The sequence below is a fragment of the Clostridium sp. TJA085 genome, from assembly GCF_058310235.1.
Genome location: NZ_JBZEEZ010000001.1, coordinates 416,303 through 440,816, shown reverse-complemented (window position 1 = coordinate 440,816; position 24,514 = coordinate 416,303). Strand labels below are relative to the sequence as shown.

At 28.7% G+C, this 24,514-nt stretch carries 40 protein-coding genes; 1 reads left to right on the top strand and 39 read right to left on the bottom strand.

All coding sequences use genetic code 11. From position 1 onward, the window contains the following. Window positions 1-32: 32 nt before the first annotated feature. The 36 genes from AC4FQW_RS02375 to AC4FQW_RS02200 form a co-directional block, all read right to left on the bottom strand. Window positions 33-296, bottom strand: a complete 264-nt coding sequence (locus AC4FQW_RS02375) for a hypothetical protein (RefSeq protein ID WP_491147001.1) — start codon at window positions 294-296, stop codon at window positions 33-35. Between the two features lie 16 nt (window positions 297-312). Further along, window positions 313-666 (bottom strand): DUF6711 family protein, encoded by a 354-nt coding sequence (locus AC4FQW_RS02370; RefSeq protein WP_491147000.1) that lies wholly within the window; start codon window positions 664-666, stop codon window positions 313-315. Window positions 667-669: 3 nt separating this feature from the next. Continuing rightward, on the bottom strand, window positions 670-3,870 hold the full coding sequence (locus tag AC4FQW_RS02365; RefSeq protein WP_491146999.1) for a phage tail tape measure protein: 3,201 nt from the start codon (window positions 3,868-3,870) through the stop codon (window positions 670-672). A 44-nt stretch (window positions 3,871-3,914) separates the two neighbouring features. Then, window positions 3,915-4,202, bottom strand: a complete 288-nt coding sequence (locus AC4FQW_RS02360) for a Gp15 family bacteriophage protein (RefSeq protein WP_491148137.1) — start codon at window positions 4,200-4,202, stop codon at window positions 3,915-3,917. A gap of 34 nt (window positions 4,203-4,236) precedes the next feature. Beyond that, window positions 4,237-4,605: a hypothetical protein gene (locus AC4FQW_RS02355; RefSeq protein ID WP_491146998.1), complete on the bottom strand. Its 369-nt coding sequence runs from the start codon at window positions 4,603-4,605 to the stop codon at window positions 4,237-4,239. A gap of 12 nt (window positions 4,606-4,617) precedes the next feature. Further along, a complete protein-coding gene (locus tag AC4FQW_RS02350) occupies window positions 4,618-5,079 on the bottom strand; it encodes a phage tail tube protein (RefSeq protein WP_491146997.1) in 462 nt (153 codons plus the stop codon). Between the two features lie 10 nt (window positions 5,080-5,089). After that, on the bottom strand, window positions 5,090-5,476 hold the full coding sequence (locus tag AC4FQW_RS02345; protein WP_491146996.1) for a phage tail terminator protein: 387 nt from the start codon (window positions 5,474-5,476) through the stop codon (window positions 5,090-5,092). Further along, a complete protein-coding gene (locus tag AC4FQW_RS02340; RefSeq protein ID WP_491146995.1) occupies window positions 5,476-5,859 on the bottom strand; it encodes a hypothetical protein in 384 nt (127 codons plus the stop codon). The genes AC4FQW_RS02345 and AC4FQW_RS02340 overlap by 1 nt, the downstream gene beginning before the upstream one ends. Beyond that, on the bottom strand, window positions 5,859-6,185 hold the full coding sequence (locus tag AC4FQW_RS02335) for a hypothetical protein (RefSeq protein WP_491146994.1): 327 nt from the start codon (window positions 6,183-6,185) through the stop codon (window positions 5,859-5,861). The genes AC4FQW_RS02340 and AC4FQW_RS02335 overlap by 1 nt, the downstream gene beginning before the upstream one ends. 2 nt (window positions 6,186-6,187) lie before the next feature. After that, window positions 6,188-6,550 (bottom strand): head-tail connector protein, encoded by a 363-nt coding sequence (locus tag AC4FQW_RS02330; RefSeq protein WP_491146993.1) that lies wholly within the window; start codon window positions 6,548-6,550, stop codon window positions 6,188-6,190. Window position 6,551: 1 nt separating this feature from the next. Further along, entirely contained in the window at window positions 6,552-6,839 is a 288-nt protein-coding gene (locus AC4FQW_RS02325) for a hypothetical protein (RefSeq protein WP_491146992.1), read from the bottom strand. 14 nt (window positions 6,840-6,853) lie between these two features. Next, a complete protein-coding gene (locus AC4FQW_RS02320; RefSeq protein ID WP_491146991.1) occupies window positions 6,854-7,816 on the bottom strand; it encodes a major capsid protein in 963 nt (320 codons plus the stop codon). Between the two features lie 37 nt (window positions 7,817-7,853). Continuing rightward, entirely contained in the window at window positions 7,854-8,456 is a 603-nt protein-coding gene (locus AC4FQW_RS02315) for a phage scaffolding protein (RefSeq protein WP_491146990.1), read from the bottom strand. Between the two features lie 95 nt (window positions 8,457-8,551). Next, complete coding sequence (locus AC4FQW_RS02310; protein WP_491146989.1) at window positions 8,552-9,790, bottom strand: phage minor capsid protein; 1,239 nt, start codon at window positions 9,788-9,790, stop codon at window positions 8,552-8,554. Then, window positions 9,771-11,285, bottom strand: a complete 1,515-nt coding sequence (locus AC4FQW_RS02305; RefSeq protein ID WP_491146988.1) for a phage portal protein — start codon at window positions 11,283-11,285, stop codon at window positions 9,771-9,773. Before AC4FQW_RS02305 ends, AC4FQW_RS02310 begins: the two co-directional genes overlap by 20 nt. Window positions 11,286-11,287: 2 nt before the next feature. Then, complete coding sequence (locus AC4FQW_RS02300) at window positions 11,288-12,637, bottom strand: terminase large subunit domain-containing protein (protein WP_491146987.1); 1,350 nt, start codon at window positions 12,635-12,637, stop codon at window positions 11,288-11,290. Next, window positions 12,630-13,055, bottom strand: a complete 426-nt coding sequence (locus AC4FQW_RS02295; protein ID WP_491146986.1) for a terminase small subunit — start codon at window positions 13,053-13,055, stop codon at window positions 12,630-12,632. Before AC4FQW_RS02295 ends, AC4FQW_RS02300 begins: the two co-directional genes overlap by 8 nt. Beyond that, window positions 13,048-13,341, bottom strand: a complete 294-nt coding sequence (locus tag AC4FQW_RS02290) for a hypothetical protein (RefSeq protein ID WP_491146985.1) — start codon at window positions 13,339-13,341, stop codon at window positions 13,048-13,050. Before AC4FQW_RS02290 ends, AC4FQW_RS02295 begins: the two co-directional genes overlap by 8 nt. A gap of 59 nt (window positions 13,342-13,400) precedes the next feature. Then, entirely contained in the window at window positions 13,401-13,613 is a 213-nt protein-coding gene (locus AC4FQW_RS02285; protein WP_491146984.1) for a hypothetical protein, read from the bottom strand. A gap of 361 nt (window positions 13,614-13,974) precedes the next feature. Continuing rightward, window positions 13,975-14,448, bottom strand: coding sequence for a DUF722 domain-containing protein (locus AC4FQW_RS02280; RefSeq protein ID WP_491146983.1), 474 nt, complete (start codon window positions 14,446-14,448; stop codon window positions 13,975-13,977). Between the two features lie 127 nt (window positions 14,449-14,575). Then, window positions 14,576-15,100, bottom strand: coding sequence for a cysteine hydrolase family protein (locus AC4FQW_RS02275; RefSeq protein ID WP_491146982.1), 525 nt, complete (start codon window positions 15,098-15,100; stop codon window positions 14,576-14,578). A 256-nt stretch (window positions 15,101-15,356) separates the two neighbouring features. After that, the gene (locus AC4FQW_RS02270; protein WP_491146981.1) at window positions 15,357-16,610 is read right to left on the bottom strand and encodes an erythromycin esterase family protein; all 1,254 of its coding nucleotides are present in this window, start codon (window positions 16,608-16,610) and stop codon (window positions 15,357-15,359) included. Between the two features lie 56 nt (window positions 16,611-16,666). Beyond that, complete coding sequence (locus tag AC4FQW_RS02265) at window positions 16,667-17,026, bottom strand: helix-turn-helix domain-containing protein (RefSeq protein WP_491146980.1); 360 nt, start codon at window positions 17,024-17,026, stop codon at window positions 16,667-16,669. A 400-nt stretch (window positions 17,027-17,426) separates the two neighbouring features. Further along, window positions 17,427-17,711: a hypothetical protein gene (locus AC4FQW_RS02260; protein ID WP_491146979.1), complete on the bottom strand. Its 285-nt coding sequence runs from the start codon at window positions 17,709-17,711 to the stop codon at window positions 17,427-17,429. A 252-nt stretch (window positions 17,712-17,963) separates the two neighbouring features. After that, entirely contained in the window at window positions 17,964-18,440 is a 477-nt protein-coding gene (locus AC4FQW_RS02255; protein ID WP_491146978.1) for a Holliday junction resolvase RecU, read from the bottom strand. Between the two features lie 4 nt (window positions 18,441-18,444). Beyond that, complete coding sequence (locus AC4FQW_RS02250) at window positions 18,445-18,732, bottom strand: hypothetical protein (protein WP_491146977.1); 288 nt, start codon at window positions 18,730-18,732, stop codon at window positions 18,445-18,447. An 82-nt stretch (window positions 18,733-18,814) separates the two neighbouring features. Beyond that, a complete protein-coding gene (locus AC4FQW_RS02245; RefSeq protein WP_491146976.1) occupies window positions 18,815-18,967 on the bottom strand; it encodes a hypothetical protein in 153 nt (50 codons plus the stop codon). A 1-nt stretch (window position 18,968) separates the two neighbouring features. Continuing rightward, window positions 18,969-19,271, bottom strand: coding sequence for a hypothetical protein (locus tag AC4FQW_RS02240; RefSeq protein WP_491146975.1), 303 nt, complete (start codon window positions 19,269-19,271; stop codon window positions 18,969-18,971). 7 nt (window positions 19,272-19,278) lie between these two features. Then, entirely contained in the window at window positions 19,279-19,653 is a 375-nt protein-coding gene (locus AC4FQW_RS02235; RefSeq protein WP_491146974.1) for an HNH endonuclease, read from the bottom strand. Then, window positions 19,653-20,378, bottom strand: coding sequence for a hypothetical protein (locus AC4FQW_RS02230; RefSeq protein WP_491146973.1), 726 nt, complete (start codon window positions 20,376-20,378; stop codon window positions 19,653-19,655). The genes AC4FQW_RS02235 and AC4FQW_RS02230 overlap by 1 nt, the downstream gene beginning before the upstream one ends. 15 nt (window positions 20,379-20,393) lie before the next feature. Then, entirely contained in the window at window positions 20,394-21,296 is a 903-nt protein-coding gene (locus AC4FQW_RS02225) for a DUF1351 domain-containing protein (RefSeq protein ID WP_491146972.1), read from the bottom strand. A gap of 12 nt (window positions 21,297-21,308) precedes the next feature. Beyond that, window positions 21,309-21,986, bottom strand: coding sequence for an ERF family protein (locus AC4FQW_RS02220; RefSeq protein ID WP_491146899.1), 678 nt, complete (start codon window positions 21,984-21,986; stop codon window positions 21,309-21,311). A gap of 2 nt (window positions 21,987-21,988) precedes the next feature. Continuing rightward, window positions 21,989-22,174, bottom strand: coding sequence for a hypothetical protein (locus AC4FQW_RS02215; protein WP_491146898.1), 186 nt, complete (start codon window positions 22,172-22,174; stop codon window positions 21,989-21,991). 3 nt (window positions 22,175-22,177) lie between these two features. Next, the gene (locus AC4FQW_RS02210) at window positions 22,178-22,420 is read right to left on the bottom strand and encodes a hypothetical protein (protein ID WP_491146971.1); all 243 of its coding nucleotides are present in this window, start codon (window positions 22,418-22,420) and stop codon (window positions 22,178-22,180) included. Between the two features lie 184 nt (window positions 22,421-22,604). Then, window positions 22,605-22,730: a hypothetical protein gene (locus tag AC4FQW_RS02205; RefSeq protein WP_491146970.1), complete on the bottom strand. Its 126-nt coding sequence runs from the start codon at window positions 22,728-22,730 to the stop codon at window positions 22,605-22,607. Next, on the bottom strand, window positions 22,730-22,966 hold the full coding sequence (locus tag AC4FQW_RS02200; RefSeq protein WP_491146969.1) for a hypothetical protein: 237 nt from the start codon (window positions 22,964-22,966) through the stop codon (window positions 22,730-22,732). The genes AC4FQW_RS02205 and AC4FQW_RS02200 overlap by 1 nt, the downstream gene beginning before the upstream one ends. 121 nt (window positions 22,967-23,087) lie before the next feature. Between AC4FQW_RS02200 and AC4FQW_RS02195 the strand changes: the two genes are divergently transcribed. After that, window positions 23,088-23,327, top strand: a complete 240-nt coding sequence (locus AC4FQW_RS02195; protein ID WP_491146968.1) for a hypothetical protein — start codon at window positions 23,088-23,090, stop codon at window positions 23,325-23,327. Here AC4FQW_RS02195 and AC4FQW_RS02190 read toward each other — a convergent pair. Genes AC4FQW_RS02190 through AC4FQW_RS02180 form a run of 3 tightly spaced genes read right to left on the bottom strand, consistent with a single transcriptional unit; the run spans window position 23,324 to window position 24,451 of the window. After that, window positions 23,324-23,515 carry a hypothetical protein gene (locus AC4FQW_RS02190; RefSeq protein ID WP_491146967.1) on the bottom strand — a complete coding sequence of 64 codons (192 nt, stop codon included), beginning with the start codon at window positions 23,513-23,515 and terminating at the stop codon, window positions 23,324-23,326. The two genes, AC4FQW_RS02195 and AC4FQW_RS02190, sit on opposite strands and share 4 nt — an antisense overlap. Before the next feature lie 19 nt (window positions 23,516-23,534). Beyond that, window positions 23,535-23,711, bottom strand: a complete 177-nt coding sequence (locus AC4FQW_RS02185) for a hypothetical protein (RefSeq protein WP_491146966.1) — start codon at window positions 23,709-23,711, stop codon at window positions 23,535-23,537. Window positions 23,712-23,719: 8 nt separating this feature from the next. Next, a complete protein-coding gene (locus AC4FQW_RS02180; protein WP_491146965.1) occupies window positions 23,720-24,451 on the bottom strand; it encodes an ORF6C domain-containing protein in 732 nt (243 codons plus the stop codon). Between the last annotated feature and the right edge of the window lie 63 nt (window positions 24,452-24,514).

The following is a 24,514-nucleotide window of genomic DNA, read 5'->3' as shown; positions in this document are numbered from 1 at the left end:
TAAAAAGAGCCTACATAATGTAAGCTCTTAAATTAAAATACAAAACAATTTAATCCCTTAGCTACTTCTGTAGCTTTTGTTCTAAACTTTTGTACTTCTGCTGCAACTAAAGTAGAATTAGATTTAAATAAATCCATACTAATTACATAGGTTTGTATATTAGCCACATCATTCTCTTTTAAGGAGCAATTCATATTCATAACTTGCTGTTTCATTCCGTCTTTATCCACTTCAACTACTCCATTAAGATTTGTAGTTTCTGTTATTGTACTTGTTACTTTTATTTCATTTTCCATTTTAAAATCCTTCTTTCTATTTCTCTATTAAATTAAAAGATAGACCTAACCACATATTGCTTTTAAAATCAAAAGCTGGTGCAGATCTATCTCCTGTATAAAATGTTTTTGTTATTTGTCCTTCCTTTGGATCTGGATAAGAAACTTCAAAATATACTCCACTTACTGAATTTAATATTTTCTTTATTTCATTGCCTGTTAATGGACCCCACTCTATTTCTAATTTTCTAGTAACCCTTATTCTATCTCTAAGCATTACACCCTTAGCATTTCTATTTGTATTTTCGCCATCCAAATCCATTATATTTACTTTAAAACTTTTAGGAGCAACAACTGTTACCCCATTAATTGTTAAATTTATTGTTGCCACCTCCTAAATAAGTAATAATTGCTTTCCATAAATTCTATTTAATTTATTTATAGTTTTTATAGCAATTCTACCGAATTCTATATCATCAATCTTTAATACTATATCTCCAGTGTCTCTATCGGTGTTTCCACTATCTTTATACTCATTATCATTTTTACTTTCTTTTATGGCTTCAATTATTGCTTCTTTTAATTTATCTAAATAATTAGAATCATTAATATTTTTATTATCTGTATTAGAATTTTGTCCAAGCATTGTTAAATCTGGTTGCTGTAATAAACTACTAGATGCTAATAACATATTGTTTATTCTTTCTGTAAGTTTATTAGCTAGTAAATCTAATCCTTGTGTATTATTTTCTAAAGGTACTACAGCTTCTGTTCCTGCTTCACCAACTACTGCTTGTGTAGGTTTATCAACTATACCACCTTTAGCTAAGTAAGGCATCTTAGGAATATTAACACCAAAATGTTGTCCTCCTACAACTGGTACCCAACTAGGTGCTGTAAAGCTAATAGTATTTAACCCATCTATAGCCATATTGATAAGTCCAATTACAGCATTAAGTGGAGCTTTTGCAATTCCAGATAAACATTGAAATACTCCCCTAAATATTTCTTTAACCCCATTCCAAGCTCTACGCCAATTTCCAGTAAATACTCCTGCTATAAAATCAATGATTCCACTAAATATTCTTTTTACGCCTCCAAAAATATTACTTACATTTCTTGAAAATGCATTAAGTAAATTTCCTAAAACACCAAAACTTTTAGTCCAATCTCTTTGGAATACTCCTTGTAACCATACTTTAAATGCATAAAATATTTGTTTTATTTGAGACCAAACTACTTTTGCTTTTGCTTTAATAACATCCCAGTTTTTATATAATGCTACACCTATGGCTATTATTCCACCTATTGCTACAACTGCTATTCCTATTGGACTTGTTAAAAAAGCTATTGCTGAACCTAATAACCCTGATCCTATTTTTAGTATATTCATTACATTTCCAAATAAATTAAATGCTTTTGTTGCTAATGATGTTCCAACTTTTACAGCTCCTATAGAACCACCAAGCAATCCAAATGCTGTTATTATTATATCTAGTATTGGTTTTCCGCTTCCCATTAACCAAGTAATAAGTCCACTAAATGCATCTAAAACAGTTCCTACTTTATCTGCAACTTTAGCTATAACTGGAGCTATACTATCATCAAACCATATAACAAAAGGAGCAACAAACTCAGTATAAATATATCCTGCTAACTCAAATATTTTATCTCCTAATCTTATAAGTCCTTTAAATAAATGACTACCTCCATTATCCCAAACATATAATAAATTCTTTGTAGTATTTTTAAGTACTCCAGATATTGAATCCATTATTTTCATAAAGGTTTTTGCAACTCCGGGTCCCACTTCACCCCATACTTCCCTAAATGAATCTCCAATATGTTTTATAAGAGTTAATACATTTATAAATGCGTCTGCTAAAGATTGAACTATAGCTGTTCCTATTCCTCCATCATTCCAAGCATTAGCAAAAGTAACTCCTATATCTCCAATAATATTAAATATATTTTGTAAAATCTGTAGAATAACAACAAGTATTGCTTCACCAGTTCCATTAGTCCATACTTCTAAGAAACTATGCCCTATAGATTTTATTAACTCCCAAATTCCATGTAATGCATATTTAATACTTGCAATAGTTGCAGCACCTTCTCTTGCCCATGCATTTTTAAATGCTTGAAATACCTTTGATATAATATTTTTTAACTTTTCTACCATTGAATTTATTTTTTGCATTGCTGCACTTGTAGGACTTAAATCTATATTAGGTGCAACCATTGGTATTGGATCAACTCCGCCTCCACCAGATTTAGGTGTTTTTGGAGCTTTTTCTTTTGGATCTTTAGGTAAACTTAATTTATTTATTTCATCAAATCCCGCTAAAGCACCCTTTATTTTTTTGGCTGTCTTTGCTGTATTATCTCCTATACCCTTTACTGCTCTGCCAGTTTTCTTACCTTGCTTCTCCATATTTTTCATTGCTGCTATTGAAGCATTCATATGTTTAGCAGCTCCAAAACTAGCTTGATATGTTTTACCGAATATAGCACTTATAAACGCTGCTATATATGCAGTTACAGTAGCTAATGCACTCATTAAAGCATTAAGTGCTGGTAGAACCGCTTGATAAATTGGCATAAAAGCAACCATTAAATTAGTTCTTACTTGAGCTAAACTATTAGCAAACTGTGCATTGGTCATTAAAGCACTTCCAATATATCCTGCAACTGCACTTATCCCCTTCATTACAATAGGGAAAACCATTCCCCACATAAACATACTTCTTATAAACATTCTTGTTACACTTCTTGCACTATTCATGTTATTTCTATATTGTCTTGTTGTATTATTGGAATTTCTTAAGCTTCTACTAGCATTATTAGCAGCACTTGATGTTCTCTTTATACTTTCATTAGCTTGGTTTACTCCACTACTAGAGCTTTTAGCAGCATTACTTAATCTTTCAAACTCTGCATCTAAGTCAGCAAGTTTAAATCCTGCTTTATCACTTTGTCCTATTAATTTATTTATAGTAGCTTCTGTCTTTAATATTTGTTCTTGAATCTTATTTTTTCTAGCTTGATTAAAAGTAGAATTATAAGTTTGTCTTAGACCTGCTAACTTTTCTTGTTGCTGTTCTATCTTTCTATTAGTTATGTCTAAGCTGTTAGATAAATTATCTATCTGTGCTTTAATACTTTCTAAATTAACTGCATTAGTCTTTGGTGGTCCTCTTGAATTAACTGTCTTTGCAGTAGTTTGACTAGGCATTGAAATGTTCTTTGCAGGTTCAAAGTTTAAAGGAATATTTATTTTTTTAGCTTTTGCCATAATACTTTTTATACAATCTAAAGCTCTTTCCTTTATTTCCTCAATAGTCTTTAATATACTTTGTTTACTTTTTTCAAGATTAGAATTTATTGTTTCATTTATACTGTTAAAAGCTCTATTTAAAGAATCTGAAATTCCATTAGTTAATGAGCTAAAATCAAATTTACTTGTAATACCTTCTAATGATTTACTTATTTTGTTTCCTATATTGGAAGCCATCTGCTCTATTTGTTTTTCTATATCACTATCTTGTATCTCTAAATCAAGACCAATTTTACCTACACTATCATTATCTGCCACTAATTTCACCTACCTTTCTCATAAAATAAAACAAGCACCTAGATTTAACTAAATGCTTGTTTAAATAATTCTTGTATTTCTTTTATTTGCTGTTCTTTTTCTTCATCTGTCATTTCTTCTAATTGCTTACTTCTCCACTCATCTCTAATTTTATGTTGTTCTTTGGTGAAACTCTTTAATATTTCTTCATCTTCTTCACTTCTTATAGAAATAATTTGTCCAAGTGGAGTTTTAGGCATTATTCCACTAAGTAAAGTACAGAATTCATCCCAACTCATATCTGATTCATTTCTTAATCTAATACCATATTGAGCGGTAAATGAAGCATCTATAAGCTCCCAATCTTCAATTAAATCATACCATTGATTATTTTTCTTCTTGTTGAAATCGCTCTATTTCTTTTTTACCCATTTCCTCGATTTCTTCAAGTTCTGAATTAGATATTCCAGCCATTATAGCATTAACTATTGTGTTATACCCTTCCATACTTAAATCTAAGTTTTCTATATAGTCAAAGGCATCTTTCCCTAAAGAAGCTTTTATTATTTTTTCTATTAATTCTATTTCGTCTACTTCTTCATTTTTTTCTTTATCTTGCTTATTCTTTTTTACTAAAGATTGAATATATACTGCATTGTTTTTAGTATTATTAATCTTATACTCATGTTCTTCATCTATTTGCACTATTGGTTTTACATTAACTAATTTATCCATTATATTATATACTTTTGCCATTATTTATACCTCCTAGTGACTTAGTGTTGGTGATGCTGGAGTATATGTTGGTTTTCCATCACCTTTTAAATCAAATTCAAGTGGAGCAACCTTTGTACTATCATCTCCACCTACATTTTTAACATCAATTACACAATCAAATGAAAGCTTTGATCCATCTGGAAATTCTATAGCTCCTTTTGTACTGCAATCTAATCCATCTTTCCATGCTGTTGCTGCTACATAATCATTTCCTGGATCACCTACATTTCTTTTTCCTTTTAAAGATATAGAAAAACTCTTTCCAGTCATTAAACTTCTTGCCCATCCCGCTGTGTCCATTGGTGTCCAATCTTCAACCTTGCCATCTATTTTTATACCAAAGTTCTCCATGTCAGCTATAGGCTGCATATCTTTTTCTTGACTTTCTTTTCCTTTTGTACCTATCTTAAATTTAAGATTATATACTGGAAATACTCCTGTAAATCCTGCCATAATATATTACCTACCTTTCATGTATTATATTTACTTCTATCACATATTCATATATACCGTTTTTATCTGTTCCAACACTTATAGGCTCTGTAGTTCTCACATAAAAAGCTATAACTCGCTTTCCGCCTATAATAGCATCTTGTCCAAACAAAGAGTTAAATACTTCTTGTGCTTTTTGTTCTGCTATATTAGCATTCTTTCCCCAATGTATTAATATAGAAATAGCCTTAGTAGAATAGCTTGTATTTTCTAATCCACCTAAGGCTATATGACTTATTGGTCCTCTTATACTATAGATACCTATACATTGTTCTTTAGTTCCATCTATCTTTCCTATATACCATTGAGGACATTCTATTTTAGTTTTTAAATATTCTCTTATTTCACTTAGCAACATTACTTAATCAATCCTTTGCTAAACATTTTTAAAAATTTAGAATAAGTATCTGTTACAAATTCTTTGTTATCTCCATCAATATAAGACTGCATCCATCTTCCTTGTGCATTTATATTTTTATCTTGTCTAAAATTATACTCTGGATGCCAGTATAATCTCCTTGCATATGGTGTACCAAAGATTATAGATGTTATTCCATTATCTAACCTTGATAAATCAACAAAACCACTTCTTTCAAGTTCTCCAGTATCTTTAGGAACTACGGCACTTGTTTTAATATCACTTAAAATAGCTTCTGTAGTTTCTTCTAAAGCTTTGTTTTTAGCATTTATTATTATATTTATCTTTGCTCTATCTAATTTTATTGTTACTTTTGATTTCATTAAATAAGCTCCAATTCAGTACTAAATACAGAACCATCAGGATTACGTGGTCTTGATGATTTATAAATATCTTTTTTTATATCTCCAATTTTAATAAAACCTTCTATTAATTTATTAGGATAAATATCACCTTCAATAATAACTTTACCTGAAAGCGTTACTAGCCTTCTTTCAGCATCAAGTGTTTGCTTACTTTTTTCATTATAATTACATAATCCATCATAAATTAAATACTCTACTGGTTCACCATCTTCATTAATGAATGTTTGGTATACTTTTACGGGAGTATTTAAAATCCATTTAGGAAACGGTAACTTAACACCCATAATTATAACCTCCTACTATTTAAACCAGTTTGAGATATATAATTAATTACCTCTTTAGTTGTAGTTATTCCGTTTACAATACTTCCATTAAAACTAACAGATGTGCCTCCAACACTATAACCACTTAAAGGCATATTAATAAATTCACCATACTGCTCTATAAATTCAGCTTGTAAGCATATTGCTTTTTTAATTTTATCTTGTTGAAATGGAGATAAATTTTTAAATTCTATTCCTATTATTCTGTTATGAGTTAAAGTATCAATCTGATCTGATGCTCTTTCTAATTTATTCTCTAAGTTATCATCATCAATGATTTTACCTTTAAATTCTTCTTTATAATATGAACTATCTACATAAGCCATATTATTCTCCCTGTTGTTCTGCTACTTTAATTTTTTCTATTATTCCACTTTGACTTGTAGCTTTCCCTATATCTATATTATTTTCTTCAGCATAACTTACTAATTCTTCTACTGACATATTATCTATATTTTTCTCTACTTTTTCTACATCTTCTTCTATAACATTATATCCATGTTCTTTAAACCAACTAATTAAATCTTCATTAGTTGTTTCTCCAATTCCATTACAAAAATATACACTAGCACTAATGCCAGTGTATTGTTTATTTGGTGCTATTATTTTAGCCATATTAAAACTACCTCCTACTTAACTTTTATATTTCTAAATACTCCTGCAGCTTTGCTAGCTTTTAATGCTATAGCTGCATTCATTTCAACTTCACCTGTTTTTACTGCTCCTGCTGTTTTAAAATCAGGTAACCATGTTTGTACTGGTGATACTCCAGCCATAGATACTCCATGTAACCCATCTAAACCTAATCTAGCAACATATAATGATGTTGTTCCTTTAGATGAATCAGTGGCAACTACATCTTCATTAGTTCCAGGTTTTGTACCTAAATCTACAAAAGGGATATTTCCGTATTGTTCTACTTGTTGTCCCCAATCATTCTTTGTTACTTGATACATACTAGCTCTTCTAGCACATGCTCTTAATTTAGATATAAGTTTTGTGTTACCTGCTATAAATGATGGTGTTCCATCTAATGTAGTTAAAAATTCATCTAGCATATCTAAAAATGCAACGTAATTATCTGTTACAGCTTTAGAAGTTGATAAATCAATTATATTATCTCCACCAGCATTATATTCAGTAGATGAACCTTTAAGTGCCTTTTCTAATCCATCAAACGCCTTACTATCTGTAGCACTGTCTCCATTTATAAAGGTATCATTAAATAATGCTTGAGCTGCTTTAATTTTTTGACTTTGTTGTAATTCTACTTCTGAAATAATTCCACCCATATTGGCTATAACTCTGTCAATTTGATAACTACCACCAAATATTTTTATATCTACTGAATGTCTTTCTTTAGTAACTTCACTTGGTGAATATTCTGTATTAATATCTCTAAATCCAGCTTTTGGTTGTGTTTTTAATCTAGTGTATGAATAAGTAAGTGTTGCCCCACCACCTGTAGGTGAAACTGCATCATCAAATATTAAATGATCTAAAATCCAATTTGACTTTCTAAATTCATCTATTACTCCCATTTGTAATGCATCTTGTACATTTAATTTTGCCTCTGCTAATGTTACTGGCATATAAAATCATCTCCTAATTAAAATTATTTTTATAAATTTATTTTTGAATTTGTGATTGAATATGAGATGCTATAGCATCTCTCATACTAATACCTGGATCATTATGTTTTTGATTTCCATCATTACCAACTCTAAAACCTGGTAATGGATTATTATTATTGTTTTTTTCTTCACTCTTAAATAAAAAAGCTTTATTTTCTTCTAAACTCTTAACCTGTTCATCAAGTCCTGTAACTTTTCCATCTTCGCTTAATATTAATTTTGTTTTATCAATTAACCCTGCCACTAAATCAGTGTCTTGTGCTTTTCCCGATATAGCTAATTTAATAGCATTAGTTAATTTTAAATCCTTAAGCTCTGCTTGATGATCTTCATCTTTCTTTTTATTATCAGATTGAAGTTGTTCAATTTGCTTTTTAAGTTCTTCATTATCACCAGTTGATTTTTTCAAATCTTCTAATTGTTTATTTCTATCTTTAATGTCCTTTTCTAATTGTTTTTTAGACTGTGAAACCTCATCAAATTTAGATTTTTCAATATAATTAGCACTATCAACTAAATCAATATTTTTGTATTTACTTTTTATATCTTCTGGTAAGCTATTAAAACTATCACCTAATATCTCTTTTAAATTTGCCATATTAATCAATCCTTTCTTAAATATTAATAATTTCATGCACAGTTTAATGTCTTAAGCAAATTTTGGACAAAATAAAAAAGCCTTATTTATAAGACTTAAATTTCTTCTCTATAATAATTTCTTCTAAGTTCTTTATTATCACTTAAAAGGTTTCTCAACATATCTTTATAGTTTTTAATTTTTATATTTGCATTATTTTTGTTGTCTTCATCTAAAGAACCTATATAAATTCTTTTCCACTTTCTTATCTGTCTTTCATAATATCTTTGCTTTTGCTCTGCTTCATATAACTTAATAGCTTCTTTATCATCTGGAACTATTGGCAATCTTGTTATACCTGGAAAGTATGTTATTAATGTATGTCTACAGTTAGGATGTAATAAACCTTCTGTTATAGCTTTACTAAGTAGTGTATATTCTCCATCTTCTTTAGTTCCATTGCTAAATAAATCATCAATAAGTATTTTACCTTGCCAAGGCTCGCACATCTTACAAGTATTAGCATGAGCTGATACAACTATTAAATGTATTCCATACTCATCTCTTTTTTTGCCTTCACCTAAGAATGTAGCTCTTTGACTTGCTGTTCTTAAGCACATCTCTGCATAACTAGCAATATTAACTTTCTTGCCATCTTTATAAACTATACTATTTATCCCTTTGTCTAAGAAATCTTTAGTAGCCATATCTATAGCTTGATTAATAGTCTTAGTACCACTTTGTAAATAAACATGAGTTTTAAATATAGTTTGTCTATAAACATCATCCATTTTCCTTAAAACAGAATATTGAGCCTTTTTCAAATCATTTGTTACAGCTTCTTGTAATGCATCTAGTTTCTTTTCATTAACTCCAAAAAAGTTTTCTTCCTTATGCGGTTTACTTTCTTTTCCTAGTTTATTTGCTATATATTCTTTGACTGTTTGAGATTTCTTTATATCTTCTGGAAACTGTACTTTAACACTATCGACTAAGTTTTCTACATACTGTTGCCCACTAATAAACTTATCTTCTAATTCTCTATATATTGCTTCTTGAATAGGCTTATTATAACTTTCAACTATTTCCTTATTTCTTTTTTTGTATTTTTCTATCTCCCTAAGTTTAGTACGTTGCCATTGTTCCCAATTAAAACCCTCTTCTTGCTGTTGTTTTTTATGAAAATAAAAAGCCCTATGCATAGATGATATTAAGGCAAGTTCCATTTCCTCAAATATCCTTCTTATGTCATAAGACTTATCTCTTTCTTTTTTATGATCTTCTAATATCTTTTTCTTTGTTATACCTTCAAGTATTTTACTTAGCTTTGATGGATTATTGTTGTTCTTGTCCATCTTCATCAACCTCTAAATTCAAATCTTCATCATCTATTGATTTAGGTTCATCAGCTTCAAGGTATCCATTCTGTTCCTTTATTCTTTTAATTTCTTCTTCCTTTTCTTCATCTGTCCATGTATCTCCATACATTTCTTCTATACACTGCTCTATTGACATTACACCATAACTTTTAGCCTTGCCTACAGTTTCTACCTTATCATCAAATGATGGTGAAGCGTACTCTCCAAAATCTACAGTAATATCTATGTCATCAATAGCTTTATTTCTATTCAATATACAATTGACTTTAAGCAATGTATTTATAAGTTGTGGTATAACTTCCTGTAATTCATCTACTATTTTCTTTCTAGTATATAAAGTAGTTTTTTCCTTCTCTCTTTGTGCTTCCGCATTATCCAACTTCTTTAAGTCTATACCTAAAGTTGCAGGACTTAATATGCCTTGTAAACACATATCTAGTGATTTTGCATAACTTTCAATAAAAGCTTCGTATCTTATTTCTGGCTGTATCATATTAATTTCATTTTTAGCATCTTCTGATAGACTTGTACCAATCTTTATAAATTGATTATCAAAAGGATTAGGCTCCATAATTTGCCCTTGAGAATTCTTAGGTAATAAATCCTCTGGTATATATTTTTGTACCCTACCACTTCTTATCGCATCTATCCATTGTGATATTACTTCATCTAAACTATCAAATGCATCTGATTTATTATCAAATAATGATTTACCTCTATTATTCCATTTTTGAGATTCAAAAAACTTTAAAGGTACAGCCATTATAAATTTACTATCATAAGTTACATCTTTTAATTCTGATAATTCAGGAACAGTATTTAATGGAACTTCTGCACCTTTTTGATCTATAAGTTTATTCCTTATATATCCCATTCCAAATGTTTCTATTAATCTATAATTATTATTTCTAACAGAATAATCAGTATAAAATAATACTTCCTGTAATCTACCTCTTTTTATTATATAATCAACTCTTTCTCCAGAATAAAATTCTAAAATAGGGTATGGAGTAATATCAGTATCAATGGTTATCTTATATGCTCCATCACCAGTAACAAGTGTTTCTACTAATGACTTTTTTAACAATTTATCAAACTTATTATCATTACTTATTTTTTCCCATTTATTTAATAATTCCTCATTCTCAATTGATATGTTATTTATATCACTTATAATAATATCTGCTAATGTTTCAACTAATATTGCAGGTAATCCAGAATGCATTTTTCTTATATTTAGTTTATCACTTGGAACTGCTGCCCAAAATCTGCTTTTACTTACTTGATCCATTACTGTTCCTTTAAAAAATTGGTCTAACTCTGATGGATCACCTCTATACCACATTCTATTTTTCATAACATTTCCTTCAAAAGATAAAGGTTCTTTTATAATTACAGGCTTAGATATAGCAGGTTGTATATCTAATAACTTTATAGCTGCATTAGTCAACATACTCTTAATCCACCCCATTTCTATTCCTCCTTATAATCTCCTATCATTTTTCTAAATGGTATCCATGCATACTGACAAGAGTTAATTGTATGGTCGTTTGCATCTTCTGGCTCGTATTTATCTTCTTTCCATGAATAACACTCCAACTCTCTTATATGTTCTTTGCAGGTATCCACAACATAATAAAATATTTTTCCATTAACATTTATCCAACCTAACATTAAATGTATTCTATCTAATATAGATACTTTCTTATAAGAGTTAATAAAGTTATACATACAAGCGTTAGTTCTTTTAAACTTCTTAAGCTCTGTTATTGTTGCTTGGTCAGCACAATCTATAAATACATCTCTAGCGAATCCCCAATCTTTTCTATTCTTCTCTAAGAACTTAAAGTATTTAGGAGCTATATCACTAGGTGCTAAAGGTATTTCTAAATCTTTATTGTTATATACTTCTTCATCTAGCATTACTAACTCTTTCTTATCTGTAATACCTAAGAAAGTAAATGCAAATGTATCTGGACTATTTTGAGAATATGCAGTATCAAGTCCTGCTGTAAATTGAACAAACTTCATTCCTTTAGCTTTTTCTTTAGATATAACATTATTCTTTCTTTCAAAGTTAGAGAATATTAAACCTGTTGCTCTACCTCTTAAGCCTAATATCTTATTTTTATATAATTTAGTTCCCTTAGGAGCACTTGTCTTTTTCTTCTCTATATCTTCATCACTTAAAGATGCATTATCATAAAAAGAAAAGAACCAATAAGTCCAGTTAGGCTTTGGTTCTGAATTTAATTGATCCATTATTTCTTTTGGAACATCACTTTTATATTTTTCTAATGATCTACTACAATTAATAAACTCTGAATAAATAGGTAAGTTAGGATCATCTGGATTAAGTGTTGCCATAAGATAATCATTTCTTGTACATATTTCTCTTACAAACTCTATACTTGCTGTATTAATCTCATCTATAAGTACACAACCAAATTGAGAACCTAGAGCCATTTTCCATTTGTCTGCGTTATCATAACCTAGAATGTATATTACTTTATCTCCTGAAGATGTATGATACAGAATATGTGGTATTTTATTATCCTTATCACCATTACCATTATATTTAACTAAATCTCCAAATACATCAGTAATACCATATTCTTTTTGTATTATATTTTTCTCTGCAACCCCTTTTGTCTTAGATGCTATAACATGCATTTTCTTATTTGACTTAGCAACCTTCAACATAAACTTAAGTATTCCTACTGTTGTTTTTCCTGCTGCTGTTGTTCCTTCAAGAAATTCTACTGGTGCATTATGTTTTAAAAATGCTTTATACTTTGATGATAATTTATATTCATCACTCATTATCTTCATCCTCTAATTGATTTAATATAGAATCTAGTTTAGCTGTTGAATTTACATTTAGGTTTGTATCTTTCTCAACCTTATCTACAAATAACCTATATCTTTTACCTAATAGCTCTGCTGCTTTAGTTCTATCTTGAAGTGATGCATCTAATCCAAATTGGTCTTTTTCTTCTCCTCTCATAACCTTTGTTAAGTATTGAAGGACTTCTTCACCTTTTGCTATTCTCTTATCTTCTATCTTTTTTAGGCGTTCATCTATATATTGTTTTATATTAGGTTTTATTAGGTTCTCTGTTCCTATTACTGCTGCCGTTTTATTACTATATCCTGCTCTTCTTGCTGCTTCTGTAGCATTACCTGTTTCAATATAATAATCTGCAAATGCTTTCTGTTTCGGTGTAAGCTTTCTATCCATCTGCTCCACCTACTTCTTTATATAACTCAACTAATTTTAAAAGTATTTCTTGTTGTTTAAAAGTACTTAATATTTCTACTTTAACTTTAGAACACTTATTAGGATCTTTCTTATTATCTGGATACATATTGTTATAATCTTCAACATCCATTAAGTGAAATAACTTATATACAGTACATACATTTCCTGTTTTATTACTTACAAATTGTTCTCTATTTACTAAGTATATATATCCATAAATATTTAAAGCTTTTATTAATTTATTTATTTTACCTTGTATATTCATTATTTCACCTCATTTCTATATAAAATAAAAAGAACTCTCATCATGAGAGCTCTTAAATACTATTCATACATTTCAATTATTCTCTTACCAAAATCATCTAATTCATTTAAGCAAGCGGATTTAATTTTTTCTTCATATTTTTTATCTATATCCACCCCACAAATTACCTTATTATTTGCCCCATAATAAGTTCCATTAATATTCTTTCCATTTATGATAATACTAAAGTCAACTATATCTTTTGCTAAAACTTCCATACTTAATATTTCCATACATCTCACCTCCATACAAGTATATTCTATAAAGAAATTCAATTTCCTTTTTATTACAATAATATTTTTTAAATAAAAAGAACCTAGTCTAAACTAGATTCTTTAGTAAACTTACTAATAGCACTTGTAATCCCTACTATTAGTCCTATTTAATTATAAAGGGGAACTTATGAGAGGAAGGTGAATGACTTGCACATTCATGTTAACACTTGTCCTTCCACGCTGCAGGGAACTTAATCCCTGCCTAATATGAAAACAGGAGGATTGCGTAATGAACTGACTTCAATCTGCCCACATCTATATTCTAGCACAACATTTTGGGTATTTGTTGGGGGTAAATTGGGTATAAATTGGGGATATTTTATATTATAAATTTTTCTTGTTTACACTTATCTATAAATATAGTTTTACCTAATTTAGTTATTGCATCCTGTCTTATTTCTTTTCTTACATAATCTACATTAAATCCTAGAATAGATGCTACTTGATTCCATGATAAAGTATTTCTATTAGTATATTTAAACTCTATTAACCTTCTTTCATTATCATTCATTCTTTCTACTGTACTATCTATTTGATCCTTAAGTGTTTTCTTATTATTTAATTTTTTTGATAATATTTTTATTTCTTTTTCTTTGTTTATTATTTCATTCTCTACTGAACTATTAAATTTATTAGTAGGTCCTGATTTTTCTTCATATCCTATAGCTCCACAACCTTCATAATTATTCTTTATATTATTTATTTCTAATTCTAAACATCTTATTTCTGCTTCTAATTGTGAGTAACTATAAAGTATTGCTTCTGTTTTTCTGAATATATTTTTATCTATCATTTATATCACCTCTAATTTTTTATAAAAAATACCGCATATTCATTTTTGAATAATACGGTATTTTAAGTAATTTAATATTTAATTTTAGTTTCATAATATATTAAAATTATTCATTAATATACTCTATTTAGCGTTCCAACATATTAAATACCTTATTAATAGACATGCATTTAGCATATCTATCATTCCACATAAATTCATTATAATACTTATAACTTTGCTCTCCACTAAAGAAGTCATTATCAACAGTTGAGTTAGCATAGCTTGGTACAATCATATTAAGTCCATGTTCAAAACCACACTTTATGGTAGCATCAATACATTTATCAGTTTGAAGTCCAACAACAATTATATCTTTTTCACCCTTTTCTCTTAAATATTCTAACAAACCAGTTCCTCTAAATGAACTATTTACATTTTTTACAAACACTTTTTCTTGTTCCATAGGCTTAAATTCTTCGTAAACTTCAAATCCATCTTTTCCTTTTGTTAAATCACTTTCTACTCCATCATCATGTATTACATATAATACTTCAATATTGTTTTTCCTTGATGTATTAATTAATTCCCTAATATTTGTAATAAAATTCTCAAAATTATATAATTTACTATTTACTAATAGTTTTTGTGTATCAACGACTAATAAAACCATTTATGTACGCCTCCATTATTTCATTAAATTCCCATTTATTTATATATTATCAGAAAAATTATCAATTCACATTATATAACAATTACGAATCAATTATAACAAATTTTTACAACACTGTAATATTCAATTTTAGTTTCATAATATATTAATAATGAGAATTAACTATAAAAATGACTGATACTATTTGATATATAGTGCCAGTCATTTTTACTACTTATACTAACAAGTAAATAATCTTAACATAGCCTTTTAATATTTATTTTTCTGTGATTATTTTAGTGGGATTCGCATCTGTTACAAATATCATACTATCGTAAAGTACCGCAGGTGGTTGAAATATTCGGTAACTTGGAGGAATAAGACGCATAAACCAAGAATAACTTTCTCCAAGATTACCCATATAGGTATATTGTGAAATTAATTCAGCCAGCTCAGAATTTTTAGGAACATTTGCAAAGTCCAACCAGCAAATATCTAATCCAGCCATTTTTGCGGTTTTAGCCAATGGATTATGAGAGTAAAACACTTGATTTGTACGCCTTGTAGATGAGCTGGTTGGCATATTACACTTAGTTCTATAAAAATCTGTGCCTATTACATAGTAACCATTATCTGCGTTACTTGAAAGCAACTTGCCCATTGAATCGAAGCTACCCCATTTAGCCACATGACTGTTATGCCCCGTAACAAATATACGCTCATTCCCCCTCTGTTGCTCTTGCTGTAATATCCATTGAACATTCTCAGCCATAAATCTGTCTCTTAATGTACTTCCATCTGTTTCTGTTATGTTTTGAAGTTCACAATATTGCAATAGCATATCTGCAAAATGTATTGCTTTACTAGAATCTTGCTTGCTCTTAAGTTCATTTTTAACTTGAGTTATGATTTCCATTCGATTAAGGTAATTGTATTCACTACTCCATTTTTCGCCATCTATAAGTTTTTGTAAACTATTAGTATCTACCCCTAGTTCTTTGCAGACTTCATTTAAGAATTGAAAACTGTAAGAAGTTCTTTGCATATCAAACCCGTAAAAGCGAAGATCTTCACCTTCCTCTGCACTTTCATTATACTGTTTCATATACGAAATAAGCTCAGCCATCTCATCCGTGCGATATATAGTAAAACCAATAGCCTCCGCTGATTCTTGAGCAGTTCCTTCTCCACCATGTATGTATCGATTTACTTGCTCACAGCCACCATAGTCCCCCTCAAGCACAAACGCTCTCACACCATAGTCTTCCACCATTTTTTTGAATACATCGAGCTTAAGCTGTTGGAATTCTACATTCCCGTGTGTAGCTTCTCCTAAGGCTATTATTTTAGCATTTTCTGGTATTGTGATATCTTCCACAGATTTTGCATATTTAGCAAACTCTTCTGGATTTGCATTTTCTCCTGTACTAAATCCGCCGAAGTGCATAAATATGAATGCTACCAAAGCTATTACTACTAATATTCCAAAGACTATATACCATATCTTAGAGTGTTTTATTCTTTTTTTCATAAATAAGACTCCCCCTTGTTATTAATATGAATTTCTCTACGTCATACTTATCATATCTAGTGCACTTCGTGTAATAGTTCTTCAGCAGAAATTTCAAATAATCTTGCAAGTGCAATTAAATTGGACGTACTTGGCTCAGATGTTCCATTCTCCCATTTAGATACTGCTTGTCTACTTACACCTATTGCCTCTGCAACAAACTCTTGAGTCATATTAAAGTCTGTTCGATGCTGTTTTAAAACTTCACCAAGAGATTTCCTGATGATTGATTTTTCTTTTCTAACATCTCCTGATTTTATATATTTAATTAGTGCTTTCATAATAAATATACCTACACCGATAAAACATATTATCACTGTTAGTCCAATAAGAAGTATGCCACCAAAAATGGCTACTCCTAAAAAATCAAGTTTCATACTATCAACTCCTTTCTTAGATTTACTGTAACAATATTTTGTGTTTGACACCACCAACTATCTCGCTATTTTCAGTTGCACTTTGGTTGCAAGCGTAAAACAGTGTAATTTAGCTATTTTCTATCATACTTAAATTTATACTTTATCAGTGTTATTACTTCGAATTATGAATTAATTATAACAATTATGAATTAATTATAACATATTTTTACAATACCGTAATATTCAATTTTCAAAGAGCAACTTTTCTAAAAAGGTTATTATTTATATCAACATTTGTAATTTCTTAATATTGAAATAAAAAATACCGTATATTCATTTTTGAATAATACGGTATTTGAGTTATAGTTTTAAATATGTACTTAATAAATTGGATTTTAACACATTAAATTTATAGAAACTAATCTAAATTTTCAACATATTGTTTTGCTTCTATTAAAGACATTTGTGTTTGTTCACGAATTCTTTTAATGGCTTCAACTTCTTTCCCAGTTCGTTTTAGATGGATAACTAATTCTTTTAATTCATCAGAAACCCAATAAGAAGATAAATTATCATGTCCTGTTAGCTTACATAATTCATTTAAACGATCTTCTTGTATTTTTATTCTTTTCTTCAATACAGAAATTTCATTAAATGCAAGCATACCAGCTATGATAAATAGTAAAACAATAAAATATTCCATGTGTTTTCCTCCTTATTACAACTTTTAATTTATAATTATAAGTTGATTATAACATATTTTATAAATACCGTATTATTCAGTTTTTAAAGAACATTTTCTATTAATAATTAAGTTTTTATCTCTAATTTTTTAGTTTGTTTGGTTATATTTATATAACCTACATTTTAATTTTTTATGTTTAATATTTGAGATATACTTTGATTTTGTTTTTAGTTATTTAATAATCATTTACGAGTATATCTATTAAGAATATTATTTCCTAAAGAAGTTATCTAACTCGTATCTAAATCTAACTTTCTTTTTAATCCCTTCAATTTCTATTCCATTTTCTATACACCATTTAACTGGAATACTCTTTCTCTCTGCCTTTTTTATAAAGTCTTGTACATTTTCTACTCTAACGGCGTAAACCTTCTGTAATGGTCTAAAATTTAACATAAAATACGTCTCTATGTTTTTATAGTTACTTGCCTTTAACATTTCTTCTAATTGTGTCTTTCTTATACCGCTTAAAGGAATACTCACCCCGTTATAGCTCTTAAGTTCTAACAAGAATAATTTATTTTCTGCAAATACTTCAAAATCACATACATTATGTGCTTGAAATCTTACTTTTTCATTTTTTACATTTCCGATATTTGCAGTTCCATCTTTATACCTATTGCACCAACACCAACTAGGTATTGATTTTTTAAAATCTTCTTCAAACTTTTTACCTTCATTCTTCATTTAATTATCTCCTACATGTTGCAAATGCTCTGTTAGGCTCTAAATACATTACTTTAATCATATGGCTTGATAACATATCTTTAGTTACATCTACCCACTCTTTATTTTGTTTTATTTGCAATTTGCTTGAAGCAGGATTAACTATATCGGATACATTAAAACATTCTGTATAATTATCGAATCCAACAACTATATAAGTTGGATAAATTGATATTACCTTGCCTATAGGATTACTTCTTCCACCTTTACCATCCTTTTTAATAACTTGTATGTTAATTCCTCTCTTTAACATATTTACACCTTCTATCATTTGATTTTCATATGAGAATAAAAAGTTATAACTATAATTCAATTCATTCTCATATTTAGTTAATTTAATAGGTTATAATCTCCGTATTCTTCTCTCTTGCTATACTTTCTCTTGTTTTATTCAGATAAATAATTTCTATCATATATGAATTCATTCCAAGTGCTTCAACATCATAATAATGTGCTATATCATGGTCATTCTTGATAGTAACTTTCATATTAATAATCCTCCTTAATTCTTGAATCTTCCTTTGCACTTTTCCAAATCATTCTGCTAGTAACTGCAATTTCTTTAAGATACTTACACATTTCTTCTAATCTATCTTTTATAGCTGCCTTTTCTCCACGCCCTAATTCTTTCTTAATATCACATTTTATTTTGCTCCATCTGTTATAAGCTTGGAAACTATCTAGCATTAATCTATAAGCTCCTACAACATCATTTTCTTGTATGTTATTGAATCTGTTATAAATGCTATTAAATAATTTTACTTCCTCTTTGTACTGTTCTTCATAATTCATATACACCTCACAGAATTAATTTACCACCCATACAAGCCCTTATAATATCTTCTCCAACATATTTATCATCTTTTGGTAATAAAGTCTTTAAAAGCTTGTCTACTTCTTTTAAACTTATATTTAGTTTTTCTTTTATTTGTTCTTTAGTATAATAAATATTTGCTCCAAACATTAATTTTAAATTATCTTGTAATCTTTTCTTTAACTCTTGGTCTAATTCATGTCCATATATACCATGAATTCCATAATTACCTTTGTGGTGCTCCCAACATAATGGTATTAAATTATATTTGCAATCTATTAATGCAGGAGCTTGACTTCTTTTTATTATGTGATGAACTTCTACTAAGTGATTAGAGCCACACACTTCACATATTTTCATCAAATCACCTCTATTCTTTTATCTAGTTGCCAATCTATTCTAGGTATATAACCAGATATTATTTTTTTATCTATATCATTTTCTGTTTTTATAGATATAATCTTTTCATTTTCTTCTATATTAGAGTTCATAAAAAACCTATAATCATTCTCTCCTAATAAGCTATAAATTTTTCTACAGGTCGGAGTTGGAAAGGATAGTGGTTCAAGTTTAGGTATATCTTCTTTCCTTTCTTCCCCTTCTTTAACTTCTTTAACTTCTTTAATTTCTTTATATTCTTTAATTTCTTCTTTTGTGTACCTTTTGATGTTTTTTTGATGTTTTTCTGCTGTACCTTCTGATGTTTTTTTGATGTCCTTTTCATTGTTTTTTTGTTGTTTTTCTGTTGTACCATCACCTTGGTAAAAGTCATAGTTTTCAAGGGTTAACATTGTTCCTTTTGTTGTACCTTTTTTGATTATCATTCCTTCACTTTCTAATAACTTAAGGTAGTCCCTTATTTTATTCCTACTCCAACCCCATCTTTCAGCTAATTTTAATTCGGAAGTGTAATAACTTCCTCTAGGAATTTCTATAACTTTATTGCCTATTATTAACTTTTCATCTTTCCATCTCATTAATTGGATAAGATCCACAAATGCTTTAAATTTTTCTGCATCTTGAAATATCCAATGTTCAAAGATGGCTCTATCTAGTTTTATAAATCCTTTTGAAGACTTATCCAAATTAATCACCTTTTTCTATTTAACTTTTCCTTTATTGTGAACCTCATAATTATATCCATTTTCTTTTAAGAACTTGCTTAAAGATTGGATCATATCAAAATTATGTTCTACATAAACATCTACAAAGAATTTATCTTCTTTAAATTCATTCTTAGGAGCTTCAACTTTCTTACTAGAAAAATCTAAAGGTACTTGAATAGTTTCTTTTTCTTCTTTGATTTCTTGCTTAGTATTATTTTCTGCTTTTAATATAATGTCAGCTTCTTTATTTATTTCATTAAAAATCTTTTCTAATGGATAATCTTTTAATACATATACTTCAAATTTCTTATAATCTAACTTTGTATTAATATTTTCATTTACTCTATCAATTTCATTCTTAACTGCAACTTCAAGCATTTTAATTCTTGTTTTCTTATCTTCTTGTTCTCTTTTAAGCATCATTGCTCTCATTTCAACATCTTCTTTAATTCTCTTTATACTTCCAGTTAATTTTAAATAGCTATCCTTTAAACCTAATTTATCTGCATAATCTTTTTCTAATTCAAAATTTTCTATTGCTGCATTAATTATTTCTAACACTTTTTGTTTCTTTTCTTCTTTACGTTTATTATCAAAAACTTTTATACCTTCTTTTATTGGTTTCTCCACCTCTGATATGAGACTAATAAGTTCCTTGCAGTTACTCTCAAATTCTTTTATAGGTACTTCCATTTCTCTTTTAACATCTTTTCTATAAGCATCTATCTTATTTCTAAGACTTGCTAAATCTTTTTGAGTTGCTTTACAGTCCTTTAAGCCTTCTTCTGTAACTATAATCCCTTCATACTTTTTCATTGTTTCTTGAAGTGATCCTTTTACTTCCTCAAAGTTCATTGTTATTACTGGTAATTGCTTATTTACTTGTATCTCTTTCATTTCTCAACTCTCCTAAAAATCAAAATCTTCTTGATGTTGTTCTAATTCCTTCTGATGCTCTTCCTGTTGTTTTTTCAAATCAATGTCTTTTTTCTTTTTTTCTTCTAACTTTGCTTTCTTTTCCTTGAAACTCTTAAGACATTCATTAAACATATCATTTGTTATATCTTCAACTTTCTCAACATTAGCCCAAGTCAAAAAGCTTTTAATATCTGTTTTAGTTTCTGCTATTAATTTATTTATAGTGAATACATGAGCTTTACTTATTTTTTGACTAGCAAATGCTGCTTCCTCATCTATTTCACCAGAATCTATCACATCTGATTCTGCTATTTCAAAAGCCATCATATATAAATATCTTCTAGCAAAGCTTTGTGTTCCTCCAATATTTTGTATAGTACTACATCCTTTTAATTGTGCTACTTCTACTGGTGTACTCCACTCTCTTTTAATATCTGGATTATCTGAATCTATTACATAAAGAAACGATTCTTTTTCACCATATTTAAATTCGGTATAAAGTCCTATGTTATTGCAAATTTCATTTATATAAGGTAGAAAATCTCCTAGTTCAAAATATTTATAATTAGAGTACTTATTGTGACCTGTTTTTTTAAGATCCTTTTTTTGAAGCTCTACTCTTGCTATCTGTATCTTTTGAAATATATTCAATTTCTTTTCTTCTGCCATTACTAAACCTCCTGTAGTTCTGCTGTTTTCTTAAAGTAATAAATACAGTCACAGCATAAAACTTGTCCACCAATCTCGTAATATTCTTCTCCTTGATATATACTGCAACCACATTCACTACATGTATCTATCTCTATTTCCTCATTTTCTAATTCTCTATAGTCATAAGAACAATCTGGTAAATCCATAACTTACAACTCCTTTATTGTTTTTTCCATTCCCAATGTCATAACTTCTCCATTGTCTAAATCTGTTTCTGGTGATAATATATTATTAAAAGTAATTTCTTTTGATCCTATCTGTTTACTTTGGTCGGTTACAGATAGGTTCTTTATTTTTATCTGAATTAAATCATTAATATTTTCACCAGTTATTTCTGCCTTATCTTGCACTATATTTGAAAGATCTATTGTAATTTCTAAAATATCTCTCATAAATTAATCCTCCAAAGTTATAGTTTTTATGAAGTTTTCCTTTTCTTTTTTAGTCATTCCCAAACCTAAAAGACTTCTTATAAATTTAATCATTACTACATCAGTCCTTTCTTTCTTAATTTACAAACTTTAGACCTTATAGATGCTTCTGGTCTTTCTAATGCTAAACTCATTTCAGCAGCACTTATTTTTCATACCAGTTTATTAAATAGTATAAATCTTCATCACTCCACAACTCACCTGTTTTACTATGAAATCCTTCTGTGTAGGCTATCCTGCCTTGATTATCATAGTTTAACTCGCCTTTCATTAGCCTACAGCTCCATCATCTAAGTTTTGGATTACCTTTTCTAAAACTAATGTCCCCTCTCTTTTCATTAGTTCACTTATTAATTCATCTGTAGTAAAAGCTCCTGCTCCAAGCATTATTAAATCCATTACTTCTTCTAAAGCTTTTACATCATCTTCTGTACTTTCTACACTTTTATAATTTTTAATATTATGGTGTAGATCTTCTATTTGTCTAAATAATTCTTTTTTATTCATTTTTTAATCCTCCTAAAATTTTTACTTTAATACATGCCATTATTCGACACACTTCTTTTATTAATAGTTTTATAATTAGGTTATCGGCTTGTACGAAATATTTATGAAAGGTGGTGTGAATATGAAAAACATTTACGCTTGCTTAATAGGTAACTGGGTTAACTTATGTGATGATCCAAACTGTAAAGTTGGCTCTAATGCTCAATCTCCTACAATATGGTGGGAAGAAAATGCGGAAATTTGGAGTCCTTTAAAAAAAGAAGAAGAACATACAATGTATCAGTTAGATTATGTTCATATCCATTACTTAGGTAAGGACTATCGCATACACCCAATGTTTATTCAAGTAGTAGATTCTTAATATCCTCTTTTTAAATAAGTATCTACTATAGTCAAGTCGTCAATTTTTAAGTTGGCGGCTTTCTTATTAAAATACATATCTATTCCACCTTTTATATAGTTCCATTCTGAACTATCCAATCCAACTAATTCATTTTTAATTCTTTCAATTTTTTCTTCTGTAAGATTTTTGAATATTTTTTTACACATTTCTTATTCCTCCTAAAAATTAATATAAAAGTACTACTGGATTAGTAAATAATATAAATCCTATTAATCCACTTAGAGCTATTATTAAGTATTCAATTTTATCTCTTTTATTGTTTGATACTATATACTTACTTGATGCTATACAAAATGTTATTATCTGTAATAAAGCTATAATTGATATTATTAGATACTTCATTAAGTGCATTAATTATCACCTCTAAATCTAATTTGGCTATTAGCACCTTTAATCATTAATTCAAGCTCTCTATTTGGCTTCCAATCACTTAATATCTTTTTAGCAAAATCTAAATCCTTAACTGCTGTATTCTTATAAGAATTAACTCCTAAAACTCTTTTATAGTCCTTCCAAATTTGACTAAAAGCTTTCTTGTTAAGCTCTTTATATGCTGGTGTATCTTTACCACCTAATGCTTGTACTACAACTTTTCTTGCTAAACTGTTCAATTCTTCTTGTTGGCTATAATCAATAGTCATAGTATTTTCTAATTTTGTAACTCTGTTATCAATTTCTAATGTTTTCTTATCTAACATTAAAATTGACTTAAGTTCTGGACTTATATTTACATATGGATCATTAGCTTTTTTCTCGCATTCAATAAAATAATTTCTATATTGATGTGACTTTTCTGTCCTTGCCATCATTGCTAAATGTTTTGCAAATTCTAAAGATATTGCAAAATCAGTTGTTTCATTACCTTCAACATATTGTTGAACCCCTATCCAATCTATTCCTTCTTTAAAAAAATCATTTTTAACTATGTTAGTATTGAACCATCTTGCCCATACTGCTTTATTAAGTCCTAATCCTAAATATAATTCTTTTGCACTTACTAATTGTTTACCATCCTCATTAGTTGTAACTTTTATCAATTGTTTCTTAACCAAATCAGTTCCTTTTCTTAAAACTTGTTCCATTACTTTTCCTCCTTACATATGTTCAATTATGTTAATAAATATATGGTGGATTACTCCACATCA

Excerpts from the sequence above, each read along its gene's own strand:
- AC4FQW_RS02215 (WP_491146898.1), bottom strand. The coding sequence starts at position 22,174 with ATGGATTTACCAGATTGTTCTTATGACTATAGAGAATTAGAAAATGAG.
- AC4FQW_RS02305 (WP_491146988.1), bottom strand. The coding sequence starts at position 11,285 with ATGGGGTGGATTAAGAGTATGTTGACTAATGCAGCTATAAAGTTATTA.
- AC4FQW_RS02375 (WP_491147001.1), bottom strand. The coding sequence starts at position 296 with ATGGAAAATGAAATAAAAGTAACAAGTACAATAACAGAAACTACAAAT.
- AC4FQW_RS02355 (WP_491146998.1), bottom strand. The coding sequence starts at position 4,605 with ATGGCAAAAGTATATAATATAATGGATAAATTAGTTAATGTAAAACCA.
- AC4FQW_RS02325 (WP_491146992.1), bottom strand. The coding sequence starts at position 6,839 with ATGGCTAAAATAATAGCACCAAATAAACAATACACTGGCATTAGTGCT.
- AC4FQW_RS02330 (WP_491146993.1), bottom strand. The coding sequence starts at position 6,550 with ATGGCTTATGTAGATAGTTCATATTATAAAGAAGAATTTAAAGGTAAA.
- AC4FQW_RS02300 (WP_491146987.1), bottom strand. The coding sequence starts at position 12,637 with ATGAGTGATGAATATAAATTATCATCAAAGTATAAAGCATTTTTAAAA.
- AC4FQW_RS02270 (WP_491146981.1), bottom strand. The coding sequence starts at position 16,610 with ATGAAAAAAAGAATAAAACACTCTAAGATATGGTATATAGTCTTTGGA.
- AC4FQW_RS02235 (WP_491146974.1), bottom strand. The coding sequence starts at position 19,653 with ATGAAAATATGTGAAGTGTGTGGCTCTAATCACTTAGTAGAAGTTCAT.
- AC4FQW_RS02275 (WP_491146982.1), bottom strand. The coding sequence starts at position 15,100 with ATGGTTTTATTAGTCGTTGATACACAAAAACTATTAGTAAATAGTAAA.
- AC4FQW_RS02335 (WP_491146994.1), bottom strand. The coding sequence starts at position 6,185 with ATGGGTGTTAAGTTACCGTTTCCTAAATGGATTTTAAATACTCCCGTA.
- AC4FQW_RS02285 (WP_491146984.1), bottom strand. The coding sequence starts at position 13,613 with ATGGAAATATTAAGTATGGAAGTTTTAGCAAAAGATATAGTTGACTTT.
- AC4FQW_RS02240 (WP_491146975.1), bottom strand. The coding sequence starts at position 19,271 with ATGAATTATGAAGAACAGTACAAAGAGGAAGTAAAATTATTTAATAGC.
- AC4FQW_RS02185 (WP_491146966.1), bottom strand. The coding sequence starts at position 23,711 with ATGAAGTATCTAATAATATCAATTATAGCTTTATTACAGATAATAACA.
- AC4FQW_RS02265 (WP_491146980.1), bottom strand. The coding sequence starts at position 17,026 with ATGAAACTTGATTTTTTAGGAGTAGCCATTTTTGGTGGCATACTTCTT.
- AC4FQW_RS02220 (WP_491146899.1), bottom strand. The coding sequence starts at position 21,986 with ATGGCAGAAGAAAAGAAATTGAATATATTTCAAAAGATACAGATAGCA.
- AC4FQW_RS02225 (WP_491146972.1), bottom strand. The coding sequence starts at position 21,296 with ATGAAAGAGATACAAGTAAATAAGCAATTACCAGTAATAACAATGAAC.
- AC4FQW_RS02210 (WP_491146971.1), bottom strand. The coding sequence starts at position 22,420 with ATGAGAGATATTTTAGAAATTACAATAGATCTTTCAAATATAGTGCAA.
- AC4FQW_RS02350 (WP_491146997.1), bottom strand. The coding sequence starts at position 5,079 with ATGGCAGGATTTACAGGAGTATTTCCAGTATATAATCTTAAATTTAAG.
- AC4FQW_RS02340 (WP_491146995.1), bottom strand. The coding sequence starts at position 5,859 with ATGAAATCAAAAGTAACAATAAAATTAGATAGAGCAAAGATAAATATA.
- AC4FQW_RS02310 (WP_491146989.1), bottom strand. The coding sequence starts at position 9,790 with ATGGACAAGAACAACAATAATCCATCAAAGCTAAGTAAAATACTTGAA.
- AC4FQW_RS02190 (WP_491146967.1), bottom strand. The coding sequence starts at position 23,515 with ATGTGTAAAAAAATATTCAAAAATCTTACAGAAGAAAAAATTGAAAGA.
- AC4FQW_RS02255 (WP_491146978.1), bottom strand. The coding sequence starts at position 18,440 with ATGAAGAATGAAGGTAAAAAGTTTGAAGAAGATTTTAAAAAATCAATA.
- AC4FQW_RS02320 (WP_491146991.1), bottom strand. The coding sequence starts at position 7,816 with ATGCCAGTAACATTAGCAGAGGCAAAATTAAATGTACAAGATGCATTA.
- AC4FQW_RS02290 (WP_491146985.1), bottom strand. The coding sequence starts at position 13,341 with ATGAATATACAAGGTAAAATAAATAAATTAATAAAAGCTTTAAATATT.
- AC4FQW_RS02200 (WP_491146969.1), bottom strand. The coding sequence starts at position 22,966 with ATGAATAAAAAAGAATTATTTAGACAAATAGAAGATCTACACCATAAT.
- AC4FQW_RS02180 (WP_491146965.1), bottom strand. The coding sequence starts at position 24,451 with ATGGAACAAGTTTTAAGAAAAGGAACTGATTTGGTTAAGAAACAATTG.
- AC4FQW_RS02195 (WP_491146968.1), top strand. The coding sequence starts at position 23,088 with ATGAAAAACATTTACGCTTGCTTAATAGGTAACTGGGTTAACTTATGT.
- AC4FQW_RS02345 (WP_491146996.1), bottom strand. The coding sequence starts at position 5,476 with ATGTTGCTAAGTGAAATAAGAGAATATTTAAAAACTAAAATAGAATGT.
- AC4FQW_RS02260 (WP_491146979.1), bottom strand. The coding sequence starts at position 17,711 with ATGGAATATTTTATTGTTTTACTATTTATCATAGCTGGTATGCTTGCA.
- AC4FQW_RS02280 (WP_491146983.1), bottom strand. The coding sequence starts at position 14,448 with ATGATAGATAAAAATATATTCAGAAAAACAGAAGCAATACTTTATAGT.
- AC4FQW_RS02250 (WP_491146977.1), bottom strand. The coding sequence starts at position 18,732 with ATGTTAAAGAGAGGAATTAACATACAAGTTATTAAAAAGGATGGTAAA.
- AC4FQW_RS02295 (WP_491146986.1), bottom strand. The coding sequence starts at position 13,055 with ATGGATAGAAAGCTTACACCGAAACAGAAAGCATTTGCAGATTATTAT.
- AC4FQW_RS02205 (WP_491146970.1), bottom strand. The coding sequence starts at position 22,730 with ATGAAAGGCGAGTTAAACTATGATAATCAAGGCAGGATAGCCTACACA.
- AC4FQW_RS02245 (WP_491146976.1), bottom strand. The coding sequence starts at position 18,967 with ATGAAAGTTACTATCAAGAATGACCATGATATAGCACATTATTATGAT.
- AC4FQW_RS02315 (WP_491146990.1), bottom strand. The coding sequence starts at position 8,456 with ATGGCAAATTTAAAAGAGATATTAGGTGATAGTTTTAATAGCTTACCA.